The 14,542-nt window shown below is 45.9% G+C and carries 15 protein-coding genes and 1 riboswitch; of the genes, 9 read left to right on the top strand and 6 right to left on the bottom strand.

What is annotated here, in order from left to right; translation table 11 throughout:
* Positions 1–145: 145 nt before the first annotated feature.
* The 7 genes from crcB to thiH all read left to right on the top strand — a co-directional run bounded on the left by crcB (position 146) and on the right by thiH (position 7,180).
* A complete protein-coding gene (crcB, locus tag CAG68_RS13675; RefSeq protein ID WP_005378811.1) occupies positions 146–529 on the top strand; it encodes a fluoride efflux transporter CrcB in 384 nt (127 codons plus the stop codon).
* Positions 530–589: 60 nt separating this feature from the next.
* Positions 590–688, top strand: a riboswitch (TPP riboswitch).
* Positions 689–851: 163 nt separating this feature from the next.
* Positions 852–2,792 carry a phosphomethylpyrimidine synthase ThiC gene (gene thiC / locus CAG68_RS13670; RefSeq protein ID WP_086047106.1) on the top strand — a complete coding sequence of 647 codons (1,941 nt, stop codon included), beginning with the start codon at positions 852–854 and terminating at the stop codon, positions 2,790–2,792.
* The gene (locus CAG68_RS13665; protein WP_053048961.1) at positions 2,792–4,207 is read left to right on the top strand and encodes a thiamine phosphate synthase; all 1,416 of its coding nucleotides are present in this window, start codon (positions 2,792–2,794) and stop codon (positions 4,205–4,207) included. The genes thiC and CAG68_RS13665 overlap by 1 nt, the downstream gene beginning before the upstream one ends.
* Positions 4,194–4,967: a HesA/MoeB/ThiF family protein gene (locus CAG68_RS13660; protein ID WP_053048960.1), complete on the top strand. Its 774-nt coding sequence runs from the start codon at positions 4,194–4,196 to the stop codon at positions 4,965–4,967. The genes CAG68_RS13665 and CAG68_RS13660 overlap by 14 nt, the downstream gene beginning before the upstream one ends.
* 38 nt (positions 4,968–5,005) lie before the next feature.
* Positions 5,006–5,260 (top strand): sulfur carrier protein ThiS, encoded by a 255-nt coding sequence (gene thiS, locus CAG68_RS13655; RefSeq protein ID WP_009696772.1) that lies wholly within the window; start codon positions 5,006–5,008, stop codon positions 5,258–5,260.
* 5 nt (positions 5,261–5,265) lie between these two features.
* Positions 5,266–6,033, top strand: a complete 768-nt coding sequence (locus CAG68_RS13650) for a thiazole synthase (RefSeq protein ID WP_005397059.1) — start codon at positions 5,266–5,268, stop codon at positions 6,031–6,033.
* A 34-nt stretch (positions 6,034–6,067) separates the two neighbouring features.
* A complete protein-coding gene (gene thiH, locus CAG68_RS13645; protein WP_005386233.1) occupies positions 6,068–7,180 on the top strand; it encodes a 2-iminoacetate synthase ThiH in 1,113 nt (370 codons plus the stop codon).
* Between the two features lie 129 nt (positions 7,181–7,309).
* Here the strand turns inward: thiH and CAG68_RS13640 are convergent, their stop codons facing one another.
* Positions 7,310–9,100 carry an aminopeptidase P family protein gene (locus tag CAG68_RS13640; protein WP_086047105.1) on the bottom strand — a complete coding sequence of 597 codons (1,791 nt, stop codon included), beginning with the start codon at positions 9,098–9,100 and terminating at the stop codon, positions 7,310–7,312.
* A gap of 203 nt (positions 9,101–9,303) precedes the next feature.
* Complete coding sequence (locus CAG68_RS13635; protein WP_005378791.1) at positions 9,304–10,245, bottom strand: LysR family transcriptional regulator; 942 nt, start codon at positions 10,243–10,245, stop codon at positions 9,304–9,306.
* Positions 10,246–10,352: 107 nt separating this feature from the next.
* Here CAG68_RS13635 and CAG68_RS13630 point away from each other — a divergent pair, with 107 nt between their 5' ends.
* Positions 10,353–11,546 carry a multidrug effflux MFS transporter gene (locus CAG68_RS13630; protein WP_005382927.1) on the top strand — a complete coding sequence of 398 codons (1,194 nt, stop codon included), beginning with the start codon at positions 10,353–10,355 and terminating at the stop codon, positions 11,544–11,546.
* A gap of 91 nt (positions 11,547–11,637) precedes the next feature.
* Positions 11,638–11,919 (top strand): H-NS-like global regulator TsrA, encoded by a 282-nt coding sequence (gene tsrA, locus CAG68_RS13625; RefSeq protein WP_005378786.1) that lies wholly within the window; start codon positions 11,638–11,640, stop codon positions 11,917–11,919.
* Between the two features lie 31 nt (positions 11,920–11,950).
* On the opposite strand, the gene CAG68_RS13620 is transcribed toward tsrA, so the two are convergent.
* From CAG68_RS13620 to CAG68_RS13605, 4 genes are all read right to left on the bottom strand, one after another.
* The gene (locus CAG68_RS13620; protein WP_005378784.1) at positions 11,951–12,406 is read right to left on the bottom strand and encodes a DoxX family protein; all 456 of its coding nucleotides are present in this window, start codon (positions 12,404–12,406) and stop codon (positions 11,951–11,953) included.
* 10 nt (positions 12,407–12,416) lie between these two features.
* Positions 12,417–13,175, bottom strand: a complete 759-nt coding sequence (locus CAG68_RS13615; RefSeq protein ID WP_017633510.1) for an HvfC/BufC N-terminal domain-containing protein — start codon at positions 13,173–13,175, stop codon at positions 12,417–12,419.
* Complete coding sequence (bufB, locus tag CAG68_RS13610; RefSeq protein ID WP_161441268.1) at positions 13,172–14,044, bottom strand: MNIO family bufferin maturase; 873 nt, start codon at positions 14,042–14,044, stop codon at positions 13,172–13,174. The genes CAG68_RS13615 and bufB overlap by 4 nt, the downstream gene beginning before the upstream one ends.
* Positions 14,045–14,143: 99 nt before the next feature.
* The gene (locus CAG68_RS13605; protein ID WP_005378779.1) at positions 14,144–14,404 is read right to left on the bottom strand and encodes a BufA1 family periplasmic bufferin-type metallophore; all 261 of its coding nucleotides are present in this window, start codon (positions 14,402–14,404) and stop codon (positions 14,144–14,146) included.
* Positions 14,405–14,542 lie beyond the last annotated feature (138 nt).

Genomic DNA, 14,542 nt, shown 5'->3' with positions numbered 1-14,542 from the left:
GGGGTACATTGAAGTAAAGTGACTCCTGTAACTTTTAAAATCTTGATAAGTTTTAAGCGCTATACTTTGCTGAATTCTAAGATTGTATAATCACTATTGCCGTAAATTTGATTACAATGTCGCCATTAACTTTTCTGGGGGAATTATGGGACAACTATCCGTTTTGGGTTTTATTGCATTGGGTGGTGCATTTGGTGCATGTTCTCGTTACTTAATTTCTGAACTTTGTGTCATTTTATTGGGGCGTGGTTTTCCATATGGTACGTTAACCGTTAACGTTGTTGGCTCATTTATGATGGGCTTATTGATAGCAGCTTTCGATAATGAACTTTTGGCAACGGAACCTTGGCGACAAGTGATTGGCTTGGGTTTTTTAGGGGCACTAACGACGTTTTCCACCTTCTCGATGGATAATGTGTTGCTTATGCAGCAGGGCGCTTTCTTTAAGATGGGGTTGAACGTATTGTTGAATGTAGTGTTAAGTATTTCAGCGGCGTGGATAGGCTTTCAATTATTGATGCGCAGCTAGCAAAGTAGTTAAAAATTGAACAGGTCGGCTTGGTTTCACCAAGCCGTTTTTATATACTGACATCACTTGTCGGAGTGCCATAAGGCTGAGACCGTTAATTCGGGATCCGTTGAACCTGATCAGATTAGAATCTGCGAAGGGAACAAGAGAAGATATTCACACCGGAGTTCTTTCTGGTTGACCTATCAAAAGTCGAATGTTGTTACAGGCAAATATCGTAAGCTTTAACTAGCCTTAATTTGACTCCTCTTGTCGCATCTATCCGCCAAGCATTTTTATCCAATTACTTTTTATCTAGTATAACAAAGCAAGGAAAAATGCTATGTCGAGTCGCAAACAAGCGAGACTGGAAGCAAAACAGTTCATTGATACACTCTCGGTACAACCGTACCCCAATTCAAGCAAAGTCTACGTAGAAGGTTCACGTCCAGATATTCGTGTGCCAATGCGTGAAATATCAATCGCTGATAGCCTTATTGGAGGCACAAAAGAAGCGCCTATTTTCGAACCTAATGAGCCAGTACGCGTTTACGATACCTCGGGTGTATACACAGATCCAGAGCACACCATAGACCTCTATAGCGGCTTACCTAAGCTGAGAGAAGGGTGGATTGAAGAGCGTGCCGATACTGAGCTACTTGATGAAGTAAGCTCGGTGTACACCAAAGAACGCTTAGAAGACGAAACACTAGACGATCTTCGTTACGGTAATCTACCACGTATTCGACGTGCCAAAGATGGCCATTGTGTGACCCAATTGCACTATGCTCGCAAAGGTATTATTACCCCAGAAATGGAATACATCGCGCTGCGTGAAAACATGGGGCGTGCCAAGTATCGCGATGAAGTGCTGAATCAACAGCATCCGGGTCAAAGCTTCGGAGCGAACCTACCAAAAGATATTACCGCCGAATTCGTGCGTAAAGAAGTCGCCGAAGGTCGCGCTATTATCCCTTCCAATATTAACCACCCAGAATCCGAACCAATGATCATTGGACGTAACTTTTTGGTCAAAGTGAACGCCAACATCGGTAACTCATCGGTCACTTCTTCGATTGAGGAAGAAGTAGAAAAGTTAGTATGGGCAACGCGCTGGGGTGGCGATACCGTTATGGATCTCTCTACTGGACGTAATATTCACGAAACTCGCGAGTGGATTCTACGTAACAGTCCGGTTCCGATCGGTACCGTACCAATGTATCAAGCGCTTGAGAAAGTGAATGGTGTTGCGGAAAACCTTAACTGGGAAGTGATGCGTGATACTCTGACTGAGCAAGCAGAGCAGGGCGTTGACTACTTCACTATCCATGCCGGTTTACTACTTCGTTATGTGCCAATGACTGCAAAACGTGTGACTGGCATCGTCTCTCGTGGTGGATCTATCATCGCGAAATGGTGTTTAGCGCATCACCAAGAAAGCTTCTTATATACCCATTTCCGAGAGATCTGTGAAATCTGTGCTAAGTATGATGTGGCACTTTCTCTCGGTGATGGTCTGCGTCCTGGCTCGGTTGCTGATGCTAACGACGAAGCGCAATTTGCAGAGCTTCGTACCCTTGGTGAGTTAACCAAGATAGCGTGGGAATACGACGTACAGGTGATTATCGAAGGTCCTGGTCATGTTCCAATGCATATGATCAAAGAGAACATGGAAGAGCAGCTAGAGCACTGTCATGAGGCTCCTTTCTACACGCTTGGTCCGCTGACGACAGACGTCGCTCCTGGTTACGACCATATTACGTCAGGCATTGGCGCTGCCATGATTGGCTGGTATGGCTGTGCGATGCTTTGCTACGTAACTCCTAAAGAGCATCTTGGCTTACCAAACAAAGAAGACGTGAAAGTAGGCATGATCACTTACAAGCTTGCTGCGCACGCCGCTGATTTAGCGAAGGGACACCCTGGTGCACAAGTTCGTGATAACGCACTTTCTAAAGCTCGCTTCGAGTTCCGCTGGGAAGACCAATTTAACTTGTCGCTCGACCCAGATACCGCACGCGCTTTCCATGATGAAACCTTGCCTCAAGAGTCTGGAAAAGTTGCTCACTTCTGTTCGATGTGTGGACCAAAGTTCTGCTCTATGAAGATTTCGCAAGAGGTACGAGAGTACGCGAAAGATACTGAGCAAGTTGCTGCGGACCAAGCAATATCGATCAAAATGCTGGATGATCCTCTTGAGGGGATGCGTCAGAAATCGCAAGAATTTAGAGATACAGGTTCTGAGCTATACCACCCAGTAGCACATGCCGAGGTAAGTGACTAATGAGCAAAATCCTTATTCCGTCATCATTGATCGAACTGACAGGTTTAGTTCAGCAATGTTTGTTGTTGGCGAGAGAACAGGGTTTTAGCATCGAAGACATTGAGTTGGGTGTGAGCCCAACTCAATCTATTCAGCTTGTTCGCGACCAACAGACCACACGCATAACGACAGATCTTATTGATGGTTATGACTCTGAGCATGAGAGTTCATTTGTGCTCTATTACCGCTCTGCTTTATCGGTAGAAGCGTGTGCTAAGCAACCGTCGAAAGCGATTTATATTGGCATTGCTGATACGCAGATATCCGATGAAAAGGAGAAAGTGCTTCAGCTTGATATCTGGCATCACCCAATTAACAACGAAGTGAGAGCGCTTTCCGTTAAGTCCAAATTCAACGCAATGCTTGATCCCGAACATCACCTTGCTTGGATAGTAACGCTGACAGTACTCGATTTTCCTATCGAAGATGCGTTAACACTTGCTCGAGGAATGCTAACTCAACAAGCGAATGTTTCACGTGAAACACTGTTGAATGACAACCTTGACGAGGTGCAATCAACTCAGTGGGCTGACCAATTTGATGATTTCCCCACACCTGTACTGGAGGATAACCGATTAGGTATTCAAGTTGGTTGGTCTGCACAAGGTGAGAGCGTTAGCTTTCCAACTCTAAGTAAGCAAAGTCTAGGGCTCTATCCAGTCGTTGATGATGTTGCTTGGATTGAGCGTCTACTGCCACTAGGCATCAACACTATTCAACTGCGAATCAAGAACCCACAACAAACCGATTTAGAACAACAGATTATTCGAGCAATTGAGCTAGGTCGTCAGTATCAAGCACAAGTGTTCATCAATGACTATTGGCAGTTGGCAATCAAGCATGGCGCTTATGGTGTTCACCTAGGACAAGAAGACATAGAAGAATCGAATTTGGCTCAGATAACTAAAGCCGGCATTCGTCTTGGTCTTTCTACGCATGGTTATTACGAACTACTGCGCATCGTACAAATTCATCCTAGCTACATCGCACTAGGGCATATTTTCCCAACCACCACAAAACAGATGCCATCGAAACCACAAGGTTTGGTGCGCTTGGCTCTGTATCAAAAGCTGATTGATAGCATTCCTTATACAAATACAGAGGCTGCTTTCAGACCTGCAAAAGACAAAGCAGGTAGTGACTGTGTGCTTGGCTTTCCGACGGTCGCAATTGGTGGCATTGATCAATCTAATGCAGACCAAGTTTGGCAAACAGGTGTTTCTAGTTTGGCAGTTGTGCGAGCTATTACGTTGGCAGAATCACCTCAGTCCGTCATCGAGTTTTTTGCACAACTGATGAAGGAAAGACAGCTAACGTTTACTGAACAGAATAGTGAATTGGTGGATACCAAGAGAGGCGAGCATGCTCTCGGATAAGCAGTTCCTTCGCTATCAACGCCAAGTCGCTCTGCCTGAAATTGCCGAAGTTGGGCAAGAGCGTTTGAGTAAATCGCATGTGCTGATCATCGGTTGTGGTGGGTTAGGAAGTGCTGCGAGTTTGTACTTGGCATCAGCGGGTGTTGGTAAATTGGTTGTGGTCGATAACGATGAAGTTGATAGCAGTAACCTGCAACGCCAGATCATTTATCGTGAACAAGACCTTCAAGTTGCGAAAACAGAAGCGACTGTAAAGCAACTCACTGAACTTAATTCTATGGTCCAAGTTCGTGCTCTCAATAAGCGATTAGACAAAGCACAGCTGCAGCTTGAGGTGATGCTAGCGGATGTGGTGCTCGACTGCACCGATAACATGCCAACGCGCCAGCTCATTAACCAAGTTTGTTTCGAGCAAAATACGCCACTTATCTCAGCGGCGGCAATTGGTTGGCAAGGACAATTCGCTGTCTTTGATTACCAAATACCAAGTGAACAAGAAGCGCAGAGTAAAGCCTGTTACCGCTGCTTGTATCCGTTTGACGAACTACCACAAAGTCAAAAATGCAGTGAGAGCGGTGTCGTCGGTCCGGTGGTGGGTACACTTGGTAACTACCAAGCGATAGCGGCAATTCAAAAACTGGCGACGGGAAAGTTTCATGTCGAGACTGCCAAGTTGCATCTGTTTGATGGGTTGAAAATGCAATGGCAAACCATGGCGATAAGCAAAGACAAACAGTGCCAAGTGTGTGCTCAGATTTAGCTTACCAGTAATGGACAGAATTAAGAGAGTTGGAAGCAATGACGTTATCAGAACAACAAGCGACACAAATGACCGCTGCTGACTTAGATATGATCACTATTGTCATCAATGACCAGTCACATCAAGTCGCCAGTAAGTCGAATCTACAGCAAATCATTAGTCAATTTACGCTGCCTGAAATGGGCTGTGTTTTTGCAATTAATAACAATGTTGTGCCGCGCAGTGAGTGGGCTAGCACAGTTCTTTCACAAGGAGATAGCATCTCTTTGTTTCAAGCGATCGCAGGGGGTTAAAGTCGATGCTTAAAATTGGTGATAAACAATTCGAATCAAGACTGTTCACGGGAACAGGGAAGTTTGCCAACAGCCGATTAATGGCAGAGGCGATTCAAGTATCGGGTTCTCAACTTGCGACCATGGCGTTGAAGCGTGTGGATGTGAACGACCAACAAGACGATATTTTGCTGCCGCTAGTACAAGCGGGCGTGAACTTATTGCCGAACACCTCGGGTGCAAAGAATGCTAAAGATGCCGTTTTTGCTGCACAACTGGCGCGAGAAGCGTTGGGTACAAACTGGCTAAAACTGGAAATTCACCCAGACCCGAAGTACTTGATGCCCGATCCAATTGAGACACTTGCAGCCGCTGAGCAACTGGTTCGTGAAGGCTTCATTGTCCTTCCTTATTGTCATGCTGACCCGGTTCTGTGTAAACGATTGGAAGAAGTAGGCTGTGCTGCGGTCATGCCATTAGGTGCGCCGATCGGTTCTAACAAAGGGATAGTTTCTCACGATTTCCTAGAGATCATCATCGACCAAGCTAATGTTCCTGTCGTTGTTGATGCGGGTATTGGTGCTCCTTCACATGCCGCGCGTGCGATGGAAATGGGCGCGGATGCCGTGCTCGTCAATACTGCGATTGCAGCTTCGAGCGATCCCGTTGCGATGGCGAAGGCATTTAAGTTGGCGGTAGAGTCGGGGCGTATGGCTTATGAAGCCGGACTTGCTGGTAAGGTTTCTCATGCGGTTGCGTCGAGTCCACTGACGTCATTCCTAGATGAGCTTTAGTCCTAGATTGGTTTAGCTATTAAGCGAGGAAAACATGAGCTTCGTTGAACAATTTAAGCAGCTGAATTGGGACGACATCTCGATGTCGATCTACGCGAAAACGGCACAAGATGTCGAGCGAGCATTGAATAAACCCAAGCGTGATTTGGAAGACTTTAAAGCGCTTATTTCACCAGCGGCTGAAGCGTACTTAGAGCAAATGGCGCAGCTGTCATACTCGGCAACTCGCAAGCGTTTTGGTAATACCATGTCGCTTTACATTCCACTGTACCTTTCTAACTTGTGCGCCAATGCTTGTACTTATTGTGGCTTCTCAATGGAGAATAGAATCAAGCGTCGTACCTTGAATAGGGACGAAGTGGCTGCAGAAGTTGAAGCCATTAAACGCATGAAGTTTGATAGCGTATTGCTGGTGACTGGCGAGCACGAAACTAAAGTGGGTATGAAATACTTCCGCGAAATGGTGCCTATGATTAAGAAGCGCTTTAACTATTTGGCGATGGAAGTACAGCCACTTGATCAAGACGAATACGCTGAGCTCAAGACATTGGGTTTGGATGCGGTGATGGTCTATCAAGAAACGTATCATCCTTCGACTTACGCCGAGCACCATTTGCGTGGCAACAAGATGGATTTCGAATACCGATTGGATACACCCGATCGTCTTGCAAAGGCGGGCATTGATAAGATAGGTATTGGTGCTTTAATAGGATTGGAAGAGTGGCGAACAGATTGTTTTTATGTGGCAGCGCACTTGGACTATCTTGAGCGCACATATTGGCAGACTCGTTACTCAATTTCTTTCCCACGTTTACGTCCTTGTAAGGGCGCGCTCCAACCCAAATCAGTCATGACGGATAAACAGCTTGTGCAGTTGATCTGCGCTTATCGCCTGTTGAATCCAGAAGTGGAGTTGTCATTATCGACTCGTGAATCACCAAAGTTCAGAGACAATGCATTACCGTTAGGAATCACCAGTATGTCTGCTGCATCTAAAACTCAGCCGGGTGGTTATGCGATGGATGATGTTGAACTCGAGCAGTTTGAGATCAGTGATGAGCGAAGTGCGGGTTCTGTGGAAGATATGATTCGAGCCAAAGGCTTTGATCCTGTATGGCGAGATTGGCACTCGGCGTATTCTGGTTAATCAGCAAATAAAGACACTGGTCATCGTTATGTTTCACGTGAAACATAAGTAAAGAAAAGAGGGTTGATGCAAAACATCAACCCTCTACTTTTTTCTAGCTTCTAGCTTCTAGCTTCTAGCTTCTAGCTTCTAGCTGTGTGCTACTGGTAGCGTTGCTTGACGAAGCCACTCTTTCACATCACCCTCAACAAGTGGGCTGATCTCATCCCATACCTTCTGATGGTAATCATTCAACCAAGCAAGCTCTGGACGAGTTAGCATATCAACATTGATGTTGCGCTTGTCGATTGGACAGCGTGTTAGCGACTCGAATGACAGAACAGGGAAGTCACCGTTAGTTGGGGTTTCAACAACAAGCTCTAGGTTCTCGATACGGATACCAAACGCATCCGCACGGTAGTAACCTGGCTCGTTGGACAGCACCATGCCTTCTGTTAGAGGCACGTCGATTTGCTTCTTCGAAATGCTTGCTGGACCTTCATGAACACTTAGGAAGTGACCAACACCGTGACCAGTACCGTGATCGTAATCGTAGCCCTCCGCCCACAGGTGCTGACGAGCTAGCGTATCGATTTGGTAACCACGTGTGCCTTTCGGGAAACGTGCACGTGCAACACCGATGTGGCCTTTTAGCGCGAGAGTGAATTGTTTAATCATCTCTTGTGAAGGCTGACCGATCGCGATGGTACGCGTGATGTCTGTCGTGCCATCTAGGTACTGACCGCCTGAATCCACTAGGTAAAGTGTGTTCAGTTCTAGCTTGCCAGGTTCAGGTTGGTTCTCGTGATTATAGTGACACATCGCCGCGTTGCCACCTGCTGCCGAGATAGTATCGAAGCTAAGATCCATAAGTGTCGGGTCTTCGCTGCGGAACGCTTCCAGTTTGTCTGCCAGCGTCGCTTCATCATGCAGGTTACCCGCAACGACTTCAGCATCTAACCAAGAAAGGAACTTACTCATCGCTACGCCATCACGGATATGACATGCTTTCATGCCTGCGATTTCAACATCGTTCTTTGCTGCTTTTGGCATTAGGCATGGATCAGCTTTACTCACCACAGATGCGCCAGCGTTTTGTAGAACCAGCTTAAACCACGCGTTACTTGTCGCAGGGTCAACCAGTACATTCTTGCCAGTTAGGTTTTCTAGTCGTGCTTGCAATGCTTCTGGGTGATGAACCGTCACGCCGGCACCAACATGAGCGTCAAACTCAGCAGGTAGACGAGCAGGATCTAGGAAGTATTCCACGCTTGAGTCTGAGTGCAGAATCGCGTGAGAAAGAAGAACTGGTAGACGTGAGACATCTAGACCACGAACGTTGAGCAACCAACAGATAGAATCAAGTGCTGTGATCACTGCGCTGTCTGCACCGGCTTTTTTCACGAGCTCTGCGATTTCTTGGCGTTTGCTTTCACTTGACTGACCAACTGCTTCTGTTGCCATTAGGCGAACATCAGAAACCACAGGAGCAGGGCGGTCGTGCCACAGTTCATCAATTGGGTTGCTATCGAGAATCTTAAGCTCAAGTGCGCCAGCAAGTTTTGCTTGTGCCATGTCTAGCCAAGCAGCGTTGTGCATGCGAGGGTCGATTGCCACAGACGCGCCATTTGCAAGATGGTCTTTAATCCAATCTAGTGCAGGCTCTTCAATCAAGTGACGGTATTCGAATAGATCAGCAGGAACCTGCTTTATTACTTGTACTGTGTAGCGACCATCAACAAAGATAGCGGCTTTGTCTTTGGTGATTACCGCAGCACCAGCAGAACCAGTAAAGCCAGTTAGCCAATGTAAACGCTCGTTGTGCGCTGGTACGTATTCGCCCAAGTACTCGTCTTCATGTGGGACAAGTAGGGCATCAATATTATGTTGTGCTAGCCATTCGCGAATTGCATTCACGCGGCTTTGGGTATCGTTGTGCATCTGTGTTATTCCTTCAAATTACCGCTCCTTCATGCTCAGGTGTGGGAGCTGTTTCCATCTGCTTCATGCAGTTTACGATTCCATTGAGGTTCGCAATCACTTCAATAGAGTCGGAGTACAACTAGGCCATAGATGAGCCAAAAAGGACTACGACAGTTAAGCTACTCATTTTAGCCGCTAAGCGCAAATTGAGTGCGGTGTTTTTATCTAAGGTGATCGGTTTTTTGTGTGATCATCGTACGTAGCCAGCCTAATGCAGGGTCGTTTTCTCTATCTCGGTGCCAGAATAAAGTGTAAGCCATAGGTGGGAATTCTAACGGTAGTGGCAGCACGACCAAATCAAGCTGTTTGGCCGCAAGTTGCACAAAATGACTTGGCGCAGTAAAGATAAAGTCGGTGTATGAACATAAACTTGCGGCACTGTTAAAGTCGGGCACGGTGACGGCAATATCGCGGTCGGCGCCAATATCTGCAAGGCGATAATCCAGCAACCAACGGTCGTTGCCATCACAGCGTACTTGTACATGGCGTAGGGCGAGATAGGCTTCCAGATTCCAAGGTTGTTTTAGCGCAGGATGGTTTTTGCGAATGATGCACATTTGGTAATCACGATAAATTTCCAACTCGCAAATGTCATCGGGTGGTTGAAGAGTCAGCTTGGCATCGTTTATATCGATATCTTTTCCAGTTAAGCCTAAATCCAGTTCGCCGCGTTGAAGCATTTTAAATGTATTATCCGACCACGGGTGTGTGCTAATTGTCACGCCAGGTGCTTGTTGAAAAATCGCCGGTAAGAAATGGGGTAGAATGAGAGGGTAGACACTCTCTACCGCTGCTATTTGAAAACGGTATTCACTGCTTTGCGGAGAAAACTCTTCGGGTTGAGTCAGCACTTCTAACTGATTTATCAACAGATCCAGTTTCGGTTTAAGAAACAATGCGCGCGGCGTAGGTGTTAATCCATGTGAGTTTCGAGTGAAAAGAGGGTCATCAAATTGAATGCGCAGTTTAGCCAGTGATTTACTTACGGCAGATTGGCTTAAGCACAATCGGTGGGCCGCACGAGTAACGTTTAACTCTTCAATCAGCACTTTAAAGCAGACCAATAGATTTAAATCGATACGAGCCAGTTTTTCGACATTCACAGTGAATTTCCTCTGAGGAATAATGCTCATGATTATACATCATTTCCATTCATATCATCAGATGATTAAGCTTTACCCAAAGTTCTTTATCCAATTCGGAGTGTTGTGTGTCTAGCCAGTTTTCTAATAGTAAAAAACAGATGGCGTTATTGACCCTTTTGGTTCTTTTTAGTCCTTTAGCGATTGATATTTATCTACCTGCTTTACCTCTTATTGCTTCCACTTTTCAGGTCGATAATGCGCTAGCACAAGACACGATCACTTGGTTCTTATTTGCTATGGGTGTTGGTCAGCTATTCGCAGGTCCCCTAGCAGATAAACTCGGACGTCGAACTGTTGCATTGGGCGGTATCACCATTTACGCGATGAGCGCTTTATTGGCGTGGAGTGCTCAAAATATTGAGTGGATGTTGGTTTCCCGACTGCTACAAGGCTTAGGTGCGTGTGCGACATCGGTAGCAGCCTTTGCAACAGTTCGCGATATCTTTGGCCCGGAAAAAAGCGGCAAAATGATCAGCTACCTTAACGGTGCGATTTGTTTCATTCCTGCTTTAGCTCCAATTCTAGGTAGCTGGTTAACTCAGCAATTTGACTGGCGTGCTAACTTTAGCTTTATGGCGGGTTTTGCTGTGGTGTCTGGATCATTGATGTTTTTCATGATGAAAGAGACTAACCCGTCAACAGAAAAGCAAGCCGTGTTTAAGCTTAGTCGGTATTGGGCAGTGCTTAGCACACCATCTTTTGTTTTCCATGCGTCATTATGCTTGATGGCGATGGCGGTTATTCTTGCTTACGTTACCTCAGCACCGTCGGTATTGATGACGGGGATGGGGCTGTCGATGAATGAATTCACTTTCTGGTTTGGTGTAAATGCGGTGATAAACATTGCGGCATGTATGCTGGCGCCTAAGTTTATGGAGCGCGTTGGAACTCACAACACCTTGGTCACCGGGATCTCAACTCTGGGTCTCGCTGGTGTGATCATGCTAGTGATGAATGGTCAGAATACCGCGCTTTCTTTCATGCTACCTATCTTCATGTCTTCTGTAGGTTTTGCATTCATTCTGGGTGCAGCGGCAGGGAAAGCGTTAGAACCGTTTGGTGATAAGGCGGGCACGGCAGCTGCACTGCTTGGATTGTTCCAAATGAGTGGCTCTGGTTTGTTGGTGGGTACGCTGCAACGCTTATCTCTGGATCCGCAAACCTTGATTGCAATTCATATGTGGGTCCTATTACCTGCGTTGGTCGTTCTGTTTACAAAAGCAGGGAAGAACTGGCACTCGAGCTTTGCGAAAGCGTAAATCAGTGTAATTTAGTATTTTCCAATGTAAGTAAGGCGTGTATATTTGTCACTCAGACTTTTCCTGACACCATAACGGAACTCAAAAAGTAATGTCGTTAACCACGTATGAAATGGCTCGTATTCTAGAGCAAATGGAAGATTCACCAGAAAAGGTGATGTTTGGCAAGTTGCTTAATGAGCTGGGTAATCAAAGCTCCGAGCGTATTCGTAGTGCGGCTAAACAAGTACCTCTGCCAATTTTGCGTGATATCGTGTACCAATTTCAGCAAGTGATTGAGTCACGCAAAGATGAACAAGTCGAGCAGATGGCAAAAGACCTCGCTCAGCAAGGTATCTCAGCAGAAGAGCTACTGGCTTACTTGAATAAATAATAAAAAATCCCCGCATGATGCGGGGATTTTTTTAGCTCGTCATTTTCTTTTTCAGGATGTGGTCCAAAGACAGCGGTCCTGGCCCCCATACGATTACGATAAGAATCATCAATCCCCAAAGTTGGTGGTCATAAAAACCTTTCTCCCACAACAGTGGGTAAGAGATCACTGCGATGATGTTGAACACAAACAGCATTGCTGCCATCGGGCGGGTAATCAATCCCAGTGCCAAGAACACCGGTAGAACCAACTCCGCAGCCGTACCTAAATAAGCCGCCAATTCCCATGGCAAGATTGGCACTTGGTATTCCAGCTCAAATAAGTACAGCGTGCTATCCCAAGATGAGATTTTGATTAGTCCTGAATTGAAGAACACCCAGGCTACCCACAAGCGACAAAAGAGAAGTAGTAAAGGGACAAAGCCAGCTTGTAGGGTACTGATTAAATCGTCGTACCGATTCACTAAGTTTTTAACCGTATCCGTCATAGAGTGCTCCTTAGATTGATTGCAATGTAAAGCCGTCAACAATATCGAGTGCCATGATGCGATTGAGATGAGCGAGTAAAACTTCAGGTATTTCGCTCAAACTCTGCTTCTGCTCTAAACATTGCAGCAGTTGGAACACATCGGCATCGAGTGCGTGACACAAGGCTTCTCCATTGGCTTGAATCGAGATGACACCTTGCTGTAATTGGTTGATATTAAGTTGTTCGAATTGCCCAGTTTGAATCGCACTAAATAGATCGAATACTGCGTAGTTGGAGTCAAAGCTGCGGCAGCCCTTTTTAAGGTGTAAGACTAAAGCGGGTTGTTGCTCTTCACTCACTTCGCCAAGTAACGCAAGCGGTTTTAATTCTGCTGCATTGGATTGCTCATACTGTGCTTGACGAGCTAGGTCGATATGCCACTCGAAGCGTGCGACTTCAGGGCTGTAAGGTGCTTGTGCGATCACCTGACTGAACTGCATGATGGTGTCTTGAAAGCCTTCGCCATAATGCACCACATTTCCTTCTTCTAATGGGTAAGAAAGAACATGCTGGCGAGCTATCTGTTCAAAGCATTCTTCACCAAGCAGCGCTTCAACCATCGGGTAGGTCGCGGACAACACTTCGCTTAAGCTGACGATAAAGTTATTGCGGTAAATTTGTATGCGTTCATCAGCGGTAAACTCATCACTGGCAATATCGCAGTCTTCACCGAGCGCTTGATAGTGCAGGGCTTTAGCAAACTGGCTTTGTAAGGTGGCTAGATTCATGATGCCTTCCTTGGTTCGCTTTGTTCACTTGGAAGTGTGCCTTGCAACAGCAGTTGCGATGCTTTCTGCGCTTCTTCGAGCAAGACTTCTGGCGCGGGGATATCCAAATCCCATTCAATCAACGTATGACGTGGACCGTGTTTTTTTGTCCACTGTGAAAACAACTGCCAAACTTCATCGCTAACCGGGCGGCTATGGGTATCAATCCATATCTCACCTTTGTCGAGTTGTTTAATGGTAAAACCTGCCAAGTGAATCTCATCCACTTTGTCGGCTGGAATCGCATCTAGGTATGTGTCGCAATCAAAACCGTGGTTGAACGCCGAAACATAAACATTGTTTAAATCGAGCAATAAACGACAGTCAGTGCGCTTTTGCACTTCGGTAAGAAACTCCCATTCGCTGATGGTCGAATGTTGAAACTTCACATAACTAGATGGGTTCTCTATCAAGATCTCGCGTTGCAAATATTCCTGCACTTCATTCACGTTACGAGTGAACACGTTGAGCGCTTCTTCCGTATACGGAAGTGGAAGCAGGTCATTAAAGTAGTGACCGCCGTTTTCACTCCAACTTAAATGGTCAGAAACAAGAATTGGGTCGATTGAGTCAATCAGTGATTTAAGTTGCGCAAGATGCTTTTGACTAACACGTTCCACCGAGCCCAGCGACAAACCAATACCGTGGCAGCTAATTTGATATTGCTCGCGAAGCGTTTGTAGCTGATGGCGCTCTGTTGCATTGGGTTGGAAATAGTTTTCACTGTGGATTTCTAACCAAGACAACTCGGGTTGGTTTTGGCTAAAGTAATCGAGGTGAGGGGTTCTTAACCCAACTCCAACAAGGTCGTGGAAGGTGTGGTGTTTCACGTGAAACTCCTTTTCAAATCGTGCGGGAAGAGAAGGATGCGTCTTGGCTTTGCGTTGGTTGAGCGTCAACGCATCCTCACAATAGCTAGCGATAAAAGATTATGAAGAAGAAGTGCTACCGCCAGCGAGCTTGTCACAAAGACCTTTTGGTACGACTACGAATGCGTCTTTTTGGTTATCTTCTTTAGAAGTACCAGCGCATGAGCTGCTTTTTGTTGCACAGTCGTTTTTACCTGCTTTAGAAACGCCATAGCACTTTTCTTTTTCAGCAGCGACAGCTGGAGCTGCAGTTAGCATTGTGCCACCAAGAGCTAGAAGACCAGTAACAGCAGCGGTAACAGCTAGATTCGACTTTTTCATAATAAATTCCTCTGAATGATTTCCTTTACTTTAAGTTGGCAAGATGAATCGCCTGTTTTGGCGTTTTTGTTATCAACTTGCTTAACTTAAAAGATAGGAAACTGGCTAAAAAACTTTCAGAAAAATTTCTGAAGTAAA

Origin of the sequence: Vibrio sp. V42_P2S4T144 (assembly GCF_009904715.1) — a bacterium.
Taxonomy (GTDB): domain Bacteria; phylum Pseudomonadota; class Gammaproteobacteria; order Enterobacterales; family Vibrionaceae; genus Vibrio; species Vibrio alginolyticus.
This window is presented reverse-complemented; position numbering and strand designations above follow the sequence as displayed.

Bases quoted from the DNA above. Each gene is read 5' to 3' on its own strand.
- tsrA (WP_005378786.1), top strand. From the start codon at position 11,638: ATGTCGTTAACCACGTATGAAATGGCTCGTATTCTAGAGCAAATGGAA.
- CAG68_RS13615 (WP_017633510.1), bottom strand. From the start codon at position 13,175: ATGAATCTAGCCACCTTACAAAGCCAGTTTGCTAAAGCCCTGCACTAT.
- thiS (WP_009696772.1), top strand. From the start codon at position 5,006: ATGACGTTATCAGAACAACAAGCGACACAAATGACCGCTGCTGACTTA.
- crcB (WP_005378811.1), top strand. From the start codon at position 146: ATGGGACAACTATCCGTTTTGGGTTTTATTGCATTGGGTGGTGCATTT.
- CAG68_RS13640 (WP_086047105.1), bottom strand. From the start codon at position 9,100: ATGCACAACGATACCCAAAGCCGCGTGAATGCAATTCGCGAATGGCTA.
- CAG68_RS13620 (WP_005378784.1), bottom strand. From the start codon at position 12,406: ATGACGGATACGGTTAAAAACTTAGTGAATCGGTACGACGATTTAATC.
- CAG68_RS13665 (WP_053048961.1), top strand. From the start codon at position 2,792: ATGAGCAAAATCCTTATTCCGTCATCATTGATCGAACTGACAGGTTTA.
- CAG68_RS13605 (WP_005378779.1), bottom strand. From the start codon at position 14,404: ATGAAAAAGTCGAATCTAGCTGTTACCGCTGCTGTTACTGGTCTTCTA.
- thiC (WP_086047106.1), top strand. From the start codon at position 852: ATGTCGAGTCGCAAACAAGCGAGACTGGAAGCAAAACAGTTCATTGAT.
- thiH (WP_005386233.1), top strand. From the start codon at position 6,068: ATGAGCTTCGTTGAACAATTTAAGCAGCTGAATTGGGACGACATCTCG.
- CAG68_RS13660 (WP_053048960.1), top strand. From the start codon at position 4,194: ATGCTCTCGGATAAGCAGTTCCTTCGCTATCAACGCCAAGTCGCTCTG.
- CAG68_RS13650 (WP_005397059.1), top strand. From the start codon at position 5,266: ATGCTTAAAATTGGTGATAAACAATTCGAATCAAGACTGTTCACGGGA.